This window comes from Sinobaca sp. SA16-1, assembly GCF_059510515.1.
Window position 1 is genome coordinate 98,594 of the sequence record NZ_JCAKFL010000001.1, and the last position, 14,406, is coordinate 112,999.

Annotated in this window: 9 protein-coding genes; all 9 read right to left on the reverse strand. The window is 35.5% G+C overall.

Translation table 11 applies throughout. The annotated features are described in order from the left end of the window. Positions 1 to 343: 343 nt before the first annotated feature. A complete protein-coding gene (gene wecB, locus AC5W2J_RS00485) occupies positions 344 to 1,459 on the reverse strand; it encodes a non-hydrolyzing UDP-N-acetylglucosamine 2-epimerase (protein WP_496057517.1) in 1,116 nt (371 codons plus the stop codon). A gap of 53 nt (positions 1,460 to 1,512) precedes the next feature. Beyond that, positions 1,513 to 2,955 (reverse strand): O-antigen ligase family protein, encoded by a 1,443-nt coding sequence (locus AC5W2J_RS00490; RefSeq protein WP_496057518.1) that lies wholly within the window; start codon positions 2,953 to 2,955, stop codon positions 1,513 to 1,515. Between the two features lie 31 nt (positions 2,956 to 2,986). Then, on the reverse strand, positions 2,987 to 3,874 hold the full coding sequence (locus AC5W2J_RS00495; RefSeq protein WP_496057519.1) for a PIG-L deacetylase family protein: 888 nt from the start codon (positions 3,872 to 3,874) through the stop codon (positions 2,987 to 2,989). 5 nt (positions 3,875 to 3,879) lie between these two features. Further along, entirely contained in the window at positions 3,880 to 5,412 is a 1,533-nt protein-coding gene (murJ, locus tag AC5W2J_RS00500) for a murein biosynthesis integral membrane protein MurJ (protein ID WP_496057520.1), read from the reverse strand. A gap of 104 nt (positions 5,413 to 5,516) precedes the next feature. Next, on the reverse strand, positions 5,517 to 6,575 hold the full coding sequence (locus tag AC5W2J_RS00505) for a glycosyltransferase family 4 protein (protein WP_496057521.1): 1,059 nt from the start codon (positions 6,573 to 6,575) through the stop codon (positions 5,517 to 5,519). Positions 6,576 to 6,742: 167 nt separating this feature from the next. Further along, positions 6,743 to 7,846: a glycosyltransferase gene (locus AC5W2J_RS00510; RefSeq protein ID WP_496057522.1), complete on the reverse strand. Its 1,104-nt coding sequence runs from the start codon at positions 7,844 to 7,846 to the stop codon at positions 6,743 to 6,745. Between the two features lie 71 nt (positions 7,847 to 7,917). Beyond that, a complete protein-coding gene (locus AC5W2J_RS00515) occupies positions 7,918 to 10,179 on the reverse strand; it encodes a cell wall-binding repeat-containing protein (protein ID WP_496057523.1) in 2,262 nt (753 codons plus the stop codon). Between the two features lie 15 nt (positions 10,180 to 10,194). After that, positions 10,195 to 12,351, reverse strand: a complete 2,157-nt coding sequence (locus AC5W2J_RS00520) for a S8 family serine peptidase (protein ID WP_496057524.1) — start codon at positions 12,349 to 12,351, stop codon at positions 10,195 to 10,197. 80 nt (positions 12,352 to 12,431) lie between these two features. Next, entirely contained in the window at positions 12,432 to 14,219 is a 1,788-nt protein-coding gene (locus AC5W2J_RS00525; RefSeq protein ID WP_496057525.1) for an N-acetylmuramoyl-L-alanine amidase, read from the reverse strand. Between the last annotated feature and the right edge of the window lie 187 nt (positions 14,220 to 14,406).

The following is a 14,406-nucleotide window of genomic DNA, read 5'->3' on the forward strand; positions in this document are numbered from 1 at the left end:
TAATAAAAACAAATACATCTTTATTAGGTAAAGTTCATAGAGTTATAGTTGTTTATCCGAATTTTTCATTATAATTATTTTAAATATTTATATTGAATACTTTATCTTCAACTCCGAATTTAGTTTGATTTGTAACATTATCTTTTACTAATTTGTGATTTTTAGAAAAGGCTATAATTTCATTACTACTATCTAGTTTAATGACACTTCATCTTCTTCTTTTACGATATAAAAAAACAAACTACATAAAATTATTGTAGAACAGATGCTAATAATGAGTATGGTCTTCAATTAAAGTCATCACTCTCTCTTATTAATATGTGTTTTATCAGATTACATTAGTTTAAGTATTAAAGATTGAAATAATAATGTCAGCAATTTTTTTTGATGCTTCTCCGTCTCCATAAGGATTTGAAGCTTGAGACATCTCTAAATATTCTTTTCCACCTTTAAGTAGTAATTGAACATTATCTACAATTTTATCTTTATCTGTACCAACTAATTTAAGAGTATTAGCTTCAACTCCCTCTGGTCTTTCAGTATTATTTCTTAAAACTAGTACAGGTTTACCTAGTGAGGGTGCTTCTTCTTGAATACCCCCTGAGTCTGTTAAAATTAAATAAGATTTTGCAGCGAAATTATGAAAGTCTATCACATTTAAAGGTGGTATTAAATAAATCCTTTCGATACCACCAAGTATCAATTGTGCTTTCTGTTGTACTTCTGGATTTAAATGTACTGGATAAATCACTATCACTTCTTTATTATTTTCAACTATACATTTTATTGCTTGAAATATATTTTCTAAAGGTTCACCAAAGTTTTCTCTTCGATGAGCTGTTAACAATATTATTTTTTTATCCTTGTTTTCATCTAATATTTCGTTTCTATAATTATCTTGTACTGTAGTTTTTAAAGCATCTATAACCGTATTACCAGTTACATATATAGATTTAGTATCAAGACCCTCTCTCTCTAAATTATTTTTGGATTTATTTGTAGGAGCAAAATGCATGTCAGTTAATTTTGAAGTCAGTTGCCTATTTATTTCTTCCGGATATGGAGAATATTTATTCCATGTTCTTAATCCTGCTTCAACATGACCAACCTTTACTTGATTATAATAAGCAGCTAAACTGGCCGAAAAAGTTGTTGTAGTATCCCCGTGGACTAATACAATATCAGGTTTTTCAATTGCGATCACTTTTTCTATTTCTATCAAAGCCTGTGCCGTAAACTCTGCTAGAGTTTGTTTTTGCTTCATCAAATTCAAGTCATAGTCTGGATTTATATCAAAATGATTTAAAACTTGATCTAACATCTCTCTATGTTGAGCGCTTACTACTACTTTAGAATTAAAATCTTCGTCTCTTTTTTCAAATTCTTTCACAAGGGGTCCCATCTTAATTGCCTCAGGTCTAGTTCCAAATACAGTCATTACATTAACTTTTTTTTTCATTTTTAACTCCCTTAAATATATATTAGACTTGTTTTATTCTAAGAACTTGTTTTTTATTCTCTTAGAGTTGTTTCTACATTTTCATTCAATAAATAACCTAAAATCGAAAAATAAAATAAAGCAAAGTTGTAATTCTCCCAAACGTTATATAATAGTCCAAGAAAAATAGCTCCTACGAGTATACTAAATAGGATTGGCCCAACCTTTGATGTTTCTCTCTTTTTCCATATAATATATGACATATTTAATAAAAATAAACCAAATAGCCCTACGCCAATTATCCCTGTTTGCGCAATAATTTGAATGTACTGGTTATCAGAATATATTTCGTGATTAATTTCATATTCATCATATATTGGTGAGCCATAGCTAAGTGTTGCAGAGTCACCAAAAGTACCAAAACCTGTTCCAATTATAGGGTTGTCTAAATAGATTTCAAAACCTTTAGATAAAATAAATAACCTGCCTGAACTTTGACTGTTTTCAACAAAAGATTCATCAAAAGTACCTTCCATTCTTTCAGATATACCTCCGTTAGATTGGTCATATTGACTTTGGGCTTCTCTCTTTTCACTGTTAAAACCTGCATTTTCAAGAGATTCAGCCAACGTATTAACCGGTAAACCTACTAGCAGGATCCCCAAAACCATGGTCACTACTAATTTTTTCATTAAAAACCAATTTCTAGTCATTAAAAAATATAATAAAATTGTTACTGCAAAAGCTATCCATGCTCCTCTAGAAAAAGTTAAAAACCAAACTCCGAATAATAGGATTAATGATAAATTATTTATTAAATTTAGTTTAGTAGATAAATATTTTTTCATTGGAAATATAAAAACTAACGCTAATGATAAATATACAGCAAGCATATTAGGGTTACCTACTAAACCATATACTCTAATTCTATTTTGTGAAGAGAGAGGCAATTCTGCCCAAGAATCAGGAAGTAAAAAACCTCTCAATGATAGCTTCTCTATGATCCCATGGATACATACTATAATTACCATAGTTAGAATTGTCCAAGAAAGTTTCATAAGATCATTTTTTGTAATTGGAAGTCTCTTAACAATATAATAAATTAAATATAATAGTAAGAAAGATCTCAACTGAAAAATTATTGATACAATTGACACTCCAGTTAAAACTGCAGAGAGAGATCCAATAATACAAAAGGAAAAGAATGCTATCTCAAACCACCTAAATTTCATAAGTGATTTCCACTCTTTTCTATATAAAAATACCACTTTAATAAAAGCTAGTATAATAATTACATCACCTAGTATTTTTAAAGTAGGATTAAATTCAATCAAAAATGGTCTAATTGGAAAATATATAAAAAGTAAAATCATAGCATTTTTGTGATTATAAAAAGTATAGGCAGCGGTCACTATGATTACTATGTAACTTAATAAAGTATTAGTTAGCATTATACTCATCAGCAATACGAATAAAGCAATTGGCAAAAACAGAATATCTTTCATTTTAATATTCATTTTAAACTCCTAATATTTAATAATTTTATTTTCAGTTAGAAAAAATTTTTTTATAAATCTTCTTTTTCTTATTGTAATTTCTAAAAATAGCCCATAAAAGAGTTATTCTTTTATTGATCTGTTTAAAAAGTACACTGTATTGCTCTTTTTCACATCTAATATTATTACTTCTTTCAATAAATTCTTCACCATTCAATTCAATAAATGTTTCCACATATTTTGTGTTTTTCTTATTAATTAATTTAGATTTCACTTTGTTTAATTCTAAAAAACCGTTAAAAGAAATACTTTGAGATTTAAAATGGTTAATTGCCTTTTTCTTATATCCAAATGTATTTGTAATGTCAATAACACAATTTATATCTTTAACTGGTACAGCACAATTTATTTCATACAGTCTCACTTTACCAGTGTACTCTAACTCTTCTAAACAATTTGATAAAAGTTGAACAGTAGAAATATGATCTACATGAGCATCTACAAAAGGTGGGCAGTATATTAATTCTGGTTTTAATAAATTAATAATATTTATTAATTTTTCCTTTGAATTAGAATCGACTTTAATTGCGCTGTCTGGAAGATTTAAATAATATAATTCGTTAAATCCCAAGGTATTCTTTACCTCTTCCATTTCTTCTTTTCTAATAGAAGCTAGTTCTTTTTCATTTAACTTACTATTGCTTTTAGCTCCATCTGTCATTACTATACAATTCACAGTACAATTATTTAAAGAATGTTCTTTCAGTACCCCTCCTGCGCCTATTGTTTCATCATCTATATGGGGAGCTAAAACTAAAATATTTTTATAAGCACCTATTGGAGATAAATTTCGATTTGAACTATAAAATTTATTCAATATAAATCTAGTAACAGGATAAATAAAAGGCTTAGATAATAATTCAATCAATTTTTTATGCATTATTTTTAGTCCTTCTTTCTTATGAATCTATTTGAAATGAAATTTCCAAGTAGAAGTTTTAACGAGTTTACTTTAAAAATGTAACTACTCAACAAAAATACTATTAAACCTACAATTGATACTGCAATTAACTCGCTAAAAGTAGATAAGCTATCAGTATAAAACATTAAATAATGAATTATTACTACCATTATAGTAGTACATAAGATTATCTTCATGTACTCTAAACCAATAAATTTTAAATTCAATCCTCCAGAAAGTTTTAAAAATATTAACAAACAAGTTATTGCATAAAATAGGGCAACTATAGAAGAAGATAAAGGAATACCTAAATACCCTATCCAAATTGTGAGTAGATAATTTAATAAGCTATTTAAAAAAATACTCACTAATCCTAATGTCATAATATAATGACCTTTTTTATAAATATAGAATCCTTTATTTATAACAATTAACAGGCTAAAAAATAAAACAGATCCAAAATAATAATATGCAACTTCGCTAGTTGCTCTTGTAGCATTATTATCAAATGCTCCTCTTTGATAAAGTAGCTCAATAATGTTTGGCATTAATAACATCATACCTAACAATGAGGGGAGTAAAATAAAAAACATAATTATTAAACCATTTGCAATTCCTTCTTTAAATAATTCAGTATTTTTCTTTGCTTTTGCTTTTGCTAAAATCGGAAAAATGACTGTGCCAATTGTAACACCTACTATAGCTTGAGGAAAATGCACTAAGTTTTTTGCATAGTTTATGTAAGTTACAGTTCCTTCATCAAAATAACTGGCAAAAACGTTATCTATAGTTAAATTAATTTGACCTACAGCTACAGTTAATCCAACTGGGATAAATATTATATAAAATTTCTTTATTTCTTCCCAATCAAACTTACTACGTAATTTCATAATTTTATTAGGTTTTGCTAAAGGTATTTTAAATATAATAGATATAATTGTTCCTAGTAAATATCCATACGCTAAAGAATATACTCCTAATTGGTTTGAAAATAAAAGCAAGCTGCTAATACTACAAAGAATTACTATTACTTGAGAAATTACAGAAAGGGAATATTTATTTTCTGCGTCAAAGTAAGCTTCTAAAACCGCATTTACTCCAGCAAAAATCACTGCCAAAAATAAGATTATAGTAACCTTAACTGCAATCTCAGTTGCTTCTATCCCAAAATTTGGATAAAGAAGTGAAATAAGAAATGGTGCTGATAAAACGCCAGCTATTGAAAGAAAAACACATAAAACTATAGTACCTTTAAATACCTGGCTTAAATGATACGAAGCTCTATTGTCTTCTATAGACTGTATATAACTTGGGACTAGAGTGTTTTTCATTCCTGTGGCTAAGAAAAGTATTAACATATTTGGGATAACAAAAGCAGCTAAGTAGGCATCAGCCATATAACTGTCTCCAAAATAAAAAGCTATTAATATATCTCTTATTAGTCCTGAGATTTTCAATATTAAAGTAGCCAGTAACAACAATATACTTGCCAATCTTATTTTAGATTTCAAATACAACTACCTCATTTATAAGTGTTTTTGCAACTAATCCTTAACAAAATAGAATATTAAAATTCTTTATCTTCATAGAAAAAAACAGCGTAAGCCGCTGTTAAATTTTATTAAAGTTTTTTTGGGAAATTATAAATTTTGTCCATTAAGTTAAGAAATGGACGATACTTTTTGCTCACAAGTCCTACTTGTTCAGCTAAAATCTCTACTGCAATCAGCATCAGTGTAATAAGCACTACAGAAACCCAGAGTGTCGATAATGTAAATATAACAGCAGACAAACTGAACATAGCACTGATCCCATATATAATTAAAACAGTCTGTTTATGGGAATAACCCAGATTCAATAAACAGTGGTGCAAGTGTGATTTATCTGGTGATGAAAGCGGCTGTCTGTGTACAATCCGTCTGATTATAGCAAAGAATGTATCAGAAATCGGAACGGCCAGAATAATAACCGGTACCACTAATGAGAAAATAGTTACATTTTTAAATCCAAGTAACGAAATAACGGCAATCATAAAACCTAAAAACAGGGCCCCGGTATCCCCCATGAAAATTTTTGCTGGATTAAAGTTATGCACGAGAAAACCTAGTGTTCCACCTAAAAGTGCAATACCCATAGCGACAATAAAGATGTCTCCCTGAATAATAGCCAGGACAGAAATAGTCGCCAATACAATAGAAGATACGCCTGCTGCAAGTCCATCAAGACCGTCTATTAGGTTAATGGCGTTTGTAATACCTACAATCCACAGAAGCGTTATTGGAATGCTTAACCATCCAAGCTGCAATGAACCTCCAAAAGGCAGATTGATAAAATCAATCTGAACTCCACCTACGATCACAATAACGGCAGCAGTTATCTGTCCTAAAAGCTTATACTTTGCTGACAACTCGATAATGTCATCAAGCACCCCGGTGATAATTATAATAGCGCCAGCTGCTAAAATATAAGGAAGATAGGTGCTTTCCGGCTGCAAAATTAAAAGGCCTATTAAGAACGCTGCATATATTGCAATGCCGCCGAGTCTTGCCATCGCTTTATTATGCACTTTTCTTTGGTTAGGACTGTCTGTTGCCCCAATGCGAAAAGCAATTCTTTTCACTACCGGAGTTAAGAGCAATGAAATCATAAAGCAGCTAATCAATGCAATGGCAGTGATCATTAAGATCCTCCTCATTTAAAAACATTTTAAGTTGTATTAAGATCAATTTTTACAGATCTATTTATTGTAACATAGGCCCAGAGCTGTTAAGAACACTCTATTGAATTTTATCTTTTTTTTCAGAAGCCACTACATTAGACGGGAAATGAATATTTTAGTTACACAACTTACTTATTATTTCTATAAATCTCAACAATTTCCTCTGCAATTTGTGCAGCATTATTTTCTTTTGCTTTCAAAAGACCTTTTTTAATTATTTTTTCTTTTAAAACTGGGTCAGATAAAAGTAAATTAACCTTCTCTGCCAGCTCCTGCGGCTTTTTTGGAGTAGTAAGCATACCTGCCCCATTTTTTAATAAGTGATAAAGTCCCCCCGTTTTTGTTCCAATGACCGGTGTTTCACAAGCCATGGCTTCTACTGCTACTAATCCAAACCCTTCAATGTGAGAAGGCAGAATAAATACATCAGCGGCCGACATCCAGTTTTTAAGCTCTTCGTACGGTTTAGGACCATGAAAATGCACAGCTTCCGATAAACGATATGCTGATACTTTGTTTTTTAGCAACTCCAGATAAAAACCTTGTTTATCCTGTCCTACCAAATGAAGAACTGCGTTGTTGTTTTTCTCATGAATAATCTGAAAAGCTTCTATAAGATCCATTACCCCTTTTTCTTCAATTAAATTCCCTACATACAGTAGATGCTGCCGTTCTTTAGTGAAACCCACTTTATCTTTTGCTTCAGGTTTCGGAACAGGATAAAAAGTCTTTAAATCGACTCCCATACTATAAAGAGAAACTTTTTTCTGTGGAATCTGGTATTCATTGAGAACCTTGTCTTTTAGATCTTCGCCGACCACTATAACCTGCGAAGCCTCCTCCAACACTTTTCTTGTCTGTTTTTTTAAAAATGAATTAATATTAGCCATTTTATTCAAGTCACCGCCATGGCAGGTGACTACGTAGGGAATATTAAGCCTTTTTGCCATTATTCTTGCGATAGCCCCGGACGGAAAAGCATAGTGAGCATGAATGACATCGTAGTTTCCGCTTTTTTTTAGATAGGGTCCGACAAATTGCAGCATCCAGGTGCTGTATTTTTTCAGCAGCTCTTTCTTTCCCATTTTTGGATTGTTATTTGAAATAACGTCAACAGTATGACCTAAAGCAGAAAGTTCTTTTGTTTGATTTTTTACAAAAATCCCGAAAGTCGGGTATTCCTGTGTTGGATACATATTGCTTATTATTAAAATTCTCATTTTTTCACTCATTTCTATGTATTCGCTCATAAAAAAACTGCTCTTTATGTTATTAATTTACCATAAAGAGCAGTCTATTTGGGTTATCTTGTGAAATTCACAACCGTGTTTGTACTTACAGCACTTGTGCCGCCTAATGCTTTAACCATTTGGAAAGAACTGCTTCCCGTTAAAGAAGACGTTTCTGCCGGGATACTGTTGGATCTTGTTAAAAGGAGTGATCCGTTTTGTTTGGCAGCGAGCACTGATCCTGTGAGAGCATCCGGGAAATTTTCTCCACTAACTATCAGTCCTGTTTCTTTAGGGCTGTTCAGCTCATTGATTACTGCAGCAGCAGTCCCATATCTTGTAGATCCGCTGATACGTTTAGGATTGGATAAAGAATTGAATACACTGTTGCTTACCATACTTGTTCCACCGACTACTATTGTGCTTCTGCTGTTTCTCAATTTAGCTGAGGTTTCTGACGGGACCGAATTTTCTCTTGTAAGTAGAATCGGAATTCCCTGACGTGCAGCGTGTGGAGCGATCGATAAAGCATCTGGATAGGAATTTCCGTTCGCTACGATGTATTCGCTGGAGCTGCCTATGCGGTCTGCAATCAAACCTGCTGTGGCGTAGCGGGTCGGTCCTGAAATTCTTTCTACAGACTTACCCATACTTCTGAGCTTGGTTTCCACTCTGCTTGACACTGCCTGAGTTCCGCCTAAAATCACAATATTTTTTGCATTAAGCCGATTAATCTCTGCTTCTGTCTGAGCGGGAAGGGCATTTGAGCCGCTGAGAAGAATAGGAGCGTTTAATTTGTAGGCTAAGGGCGTTCCGGCAAGCGCATCAGGGAAATCTTGTCCCGTAGCAATAACGACTGTTTCAGCCTGCATCCAGCCATTTTTTGAAATTTCTACTGCCGTATCATATCTTGTTGGTCCTGAAAGACGCTGAGGAGAAAGATAGCTTGCAGGCACGTAACCTGTATTTCCGGAAGCATTTCTTACCTGATACCAGCCGTGATGGACTAACCTGTTATTCTGATAGGAAATAGGCTGCGTTACTACAGCCAGCTGACCTGCTCCAAGTGTGCCGGTTACTGCTCCTCCTGGAGTACTTCTCATGTTTACTGATGCTCTTGGTGCCACCACATCGTCTTTTTTATAGTTTTCTTTAGAACGTGTATATGGAGCCGTAGTCTGATAATGCATCTTATCGGTAAAAATCATTAGATTTGGGCTGTTGGGATTTGTGTATTTTATGTTCAACGTGTTTTCGGGAAATGCTTTTAATCCAAGGCTGCCCATATCTCCATTCATATGTTCAAATATTTTTGCCTGATACGTATTAGATCTTTCCCGGGGGTCATTTATTCTGGAAATACCGTTGTAGGCTATTAAAGCAAAATACCAGTTGTCGACTACTTCTTTGGAACCGTCATTTACTTTTGGAATAATATTGCCTGTCCAATTCCATTTTTGCAGAAGAATTTCAATCCCTTTGTCAATGTTATATTCAATATCCGTTTTCAGCCTTTGCTCAAACTCGGGAGTTCCATCTTCGGGCAGACCTGTATACCCCGGTGTCACCTGCATAAGACCAATTCCTTTTCCATCAAAGCCGATAAGTGGAGCTCCATTCACATATTGTCTCCATGTACTCTCCTGCCAGGCGATTGCCTTTAACAACTCGGGTGGAATTCCGTGCTGATTGGCTTTTCTTGTTAGCAGGGCATTAATTTCCATAAAAGATGGATTTTCGTAATTAGCCAGTGCATTCATCTCCCCGGCGTCTTCTGTATACGACTGAGTAAAACTTTCCACACTCATTTCTTCAAATCCGGACTCACTCATTTCTCCTTCATTGAAAGTAATAGTATTGGCTTCTACCTTTTCAGGTACAGCCTGGCTTTCCGCTGTCTCCAAATCAGGTCTGCCGATTACAATGGAATCCTCTTCTATTACTAAAGAACCGCTCATAATATCTTCTTCTTCATAAATAGAATCCAGCTTTTCTTCATTCCATTTATAAATATCTACATTCATAATATTGCCATTCCCTTGATAACGCGATAGCACTGTTACAAATGAAGCTTCTTCCTCTTCTGTATAAATAACTTTTTCGACATAGCCGTTTTCTATTGTTTGAACGTTTTCTCCATTGACTTCCAAGATGCCTTTATTAGATACATTACGTACCTGAAGCGAAAAAGCTTCTCCTTTTTCCATACTTTCGGAGCTGTCTTGTTCGATTGTTATTTCTTCCATTGCCGTTTCTGCCTGTGCCGATGCTGGTAAGAGTTGAAGAAAAGCTGCGACGGAAGCACATGCGGCCGTCCATTTTATTCCTTTTTTCAATTTCAATATCCCCCTTTAATTTTTCACTGCCTGTGTTTCACTGCCTGCTTCGTATCTATCTTCGTAATAACTATTGTAAATTTGTTTATCAATTTCCCACTTTGTACTGGAGCTGACTGCCGCCGTACCGCCTAAAACGGTAAATGATCGAAACGTTCTGTCATTCGCAATAAAATCAGAAGAAACTTTCGGAACTTTATTTTTTTCCACAAATATCATAGGTGTGTTTGTTTTGGCTCCCATTACTCCACCAGCTAAAGCATCCGGGAAATTAGATCCCGTTGCGACCAGCAGATTATCTGAAGTAAGCGTGCCCTTAAAATATTCATGCACTTTAATAGCTGTCTCATACCGGTTGCTTCCTGAGATCCGTTCTGCCTGTGGAAGCTGCGCTGCCACCGCTTCAGATACAGCATTTGTGCCGCCAATCACGTAGGCTTTACTGAAGTTGTATTTATCTAAAAATTCTTTAGTTGCTTCTGGGACAGCATTCTTTTGCACAAACACAATCGGGATCCCTTTTTTGGCAGCATAACTCGATACAGCCAAGGCATCCGGGAAATTTTCTCCGGAAGCCACAATTACTTCTCCTTCAGGCACAGCTACATAATCATTAATCGCCGAAGCTGTTTCGTAGCGGGTACTTCCACGCAGGCGCATCGATTGAAATCCGTTGGCTTGAATAGATTCTTCCACTTTGGGTGAAATAGCATTAAACCCGCCGAGCAGGATCACATTCGTTATGTTTAATTTTTTCATCGTTTCTATCGTTGAAGCATCCAGCCGCTGCGGGGAAGTAAGAAGCAGCGGAGCATCAATTCTATCGGCCAGTCCGCTTGCGGCAAGACTGTCCGCAAATGATTGATTGTTTGCAATAATGGCAAACCGTCCTTGTGCAGGAGAGCCCTCTAATACGCCGGAGGCTTTAGAAAGCGTGGTTTCTCTTACTCCATCCCATCCCTGCAGCGCGATTTCATTAGATGTCTTTATAGAAGATGCTCCGTACAGCCTGTTCTCATCTTTGTACAAAGTTTGAGCCTTTTCTGCGCTTGTAAGCCCGTGTTTTATTTTTTGATTATCCCCTATCTTTGTATTAGCCGCGCTTTCTATCAAATAACGTAATTGGTAGTTAGTAAGCTTACGGTCTTCGCTTATCAGCATTCCAGCCATAGAGGAAACCATTGGCGCAGCCATGCTGGTTCCACTGGATTGAATGTATGGGGAGGACTGACTGCAATTTGTAAATGGAAACAGGGAACCCTTCGTACAAGTACTCCAGGTGTTCGTGCCCGGCGCTGAAACGTCAACCCAGGACCCGTAATTTGAGTAGCCTGCAATATTGTTTGTTTTGTCATCAACAGCAGATACGGACAGCACGCCATTATTGGCAGCCGGATAAAATTTATTAGATGAACTATTATTACCGGCTGCAGCCACTACTAGAATTCCGTTATTGGTTGCTCTATTTAAAGCATCCTGTACCACTACCGATGAAGTAGGCCCTCCTAAACTTAAATTGATAATATCTGCCTTGTTATCAATAGCGTAGTGAATACCTCTTGCAATATTCATATTTGTAATATTAGTAGCCTCTCCTACTTTTATCGGCATAATTTTTGCATTTTTTACTAATGATGCAACGCCAACTCCATTATTAGTAGCTGCTCCTGCCGTGCCGGCTACATGAGTGCCATGACCGACTAAATCTCTAACATTTGTTGACTGGTCTACCACATTGAATGGCTTTACTACTGCTTTACTAATATCCGGATGAGTAATCTGCAGACCTGAATCAAGCACTGCTATTGTAGGCGTATATGCCGGCGTATAGTTCTTCCAGGATCCGTATCCGCCTATTTTTTCAAAGTTGATTTTCTGCTTTGAAAGAAGAGGATCATTGGGTAGTTTTGTGTAGTCGTAGTAAATTTCTTCTTCGACAAATTTTATTTCTTCACTATTCTCGAGATCTTCCAGCGTTTCTTCATACTCTTCTTCTGGAACACTTACCGTTTCTACTCTTTGTTGTTCTACAGATTCAAGTCCTATCGATTCTTCTATTCCATGATCTTCATATTCTATGTAAATTTCTTTTTCTTCTGCGTCGGCTGCCGCTGGGAAAAAAAAGAAACCTGCTGTCAGTGCTGCGCTTATTTGCCAAGTTGTTTTTTTCAATAAATTACCACCCTTTTAAATACTACCTTGATGATTATAAAAAAAGAGAGAAGCAGACAGCTTCTCTCTTTTCCTGCCTTTTATTTACTTCCGTAATACGTCTCAAGACCGTTTACAATTGCAATAGCAGACTTTTCTCTGAAATCATTTGTTTTTAACCTTTGTGCTTCAGCAGCATTAGTTAGAAATCCTAATTCTACAAGAGCTGCAGGCATGTTTGTAAGACGAAGCACGGCAAAATTGTTGTTTTTTACACCGCGGTTTGTAGTGCTTAATTCTTCAATCAATTCTGTTTGAAGAGCAGTTGCAAGCTTTCTGCCTTCTGTACTTGTTGGATGATGGAACGTTTCTGTTCCACTTGCCGCAGCAGTGGCCGCGTTACCGTGAATACTGATAAATGAAGATGCTTTTGCGTCATTTGCAATTCTGGCACGCTGACCAAGTTCGATAAATGTATCTGTCTTTCTTGTCATAATGACCGTTGCTCCAAGGTCTTTTAACCTTTTCTCGACACGAAGCGCTACATTTAAATTAAGTTCTTTTTCTTGAAGACCATTAGCTACTGCACCGGGATCATTTCCACCGTGCCCTGCATCAATAGCGATGACCTGGCCGGCTAAAACAGATGGCTCAGGCTGTGGCGAGCCCCCAGTGAGATTAACATAGTTTGCTGGAATAAATCCGGCTGAATTTCCAAATTTAAGTTTAGCCCAGCCATCTTTTACTTCATATACTTCGACACCTTGACCGTTTTTCACTGTGCCTAGAATATCAGCGCTCCAATTTGCGACGCTTCGCACGTTGATTTCATATGGAGAATTAATAGTTGCAGAAGTTAAAGAGCTGTCATTTCCTGGATTCGGATTTCCGCCGTCGGAAAGGGAGACGTTAAGCTCGTTTAACGCTCTATCGGAAATAGCATTCGTACCGCCTAAAACTAAGTTTGTTTTGCTTGAAGAACTAATGTAGTTTTTAGTTACACTAGATGGGCTGTTGTGGTGGCTCAATATCACAGGAGCTCCAAGTTTTTTGGATAAACCCGCAGATGCTACAGCATCTGGATAATCTTCAGCTCCACTTTTTACTGAAGTACCTCTAACTACTAGATTGTGCTTACCTGAAAGATTAGCCCATTTAGCAGCATTGACACTTGTTTCATATCTATCTGCACCTGAAATGCGCTGTACTGATTTACCCTGGGATTTCAAATTCTGTTCTACAGAGGAACTAATTGCCGCTGTTCCTCCAAAAATCACTACATTTTTAACAGTAGATGGAAGAGCAACCGGTGTAGAGTTAGTGCGTGAGAGATAGATAGGCATATTTTTATTTGCTGCAATTCCTGAAGCACTTAGCGCATCCGCTATTGTCTCCCCGTTGACTAAAATAGCAGTAGATGAGGAACCTAAACCCGCTTCATTATTAATACTTTGAGCCGTTGTATAACGTGTATCACCGGAAACTCTTTTCACATTAACCCCTTGTGACTTTAATGAACTTTCTACAGAAGAGCTGATTGCTCCAGTACCACCGAGCAAGTACACTTGATTTGCACCAAGTCTCTTGATTTCAGCTGTGAGACGGGAATCCAGACTGCCTTTGCTCGTTAATAGAACCGGCGCCCCTGTTTTGGCTACTAATCCTGCTGAAGCCAGTGCATCCGCTGGGTGATCGGCTCTCGCTATAATAACACTCCCACTCTTATCCCAACCGTGCTTAGAAAGCTCAATTGCCGTGCCAATACGATCTGAGCCGCTTACCCGTTGATCCTGGGCGAAACTTTGCAAAGGAACAAGAATAAACAAGATGAGAGCAACAAGAATTGGAAGAACAACCTTAAAACTATTTCTTATCATACTTTTCTCCATTTCTTATGTATAGTCTGCTCCATAAGTATTATAAAAATAGCTGGAATGTAGAATATATGTACTAATAAATGATACAAATGAAACAGCTACTATGAAGATATAACTATTTTAAACTAATTCATAGTCCTGTATTTCAAAAATAGGTATAAACTACCAATACTTTAAATTCAATTTTGAGATTTTAATA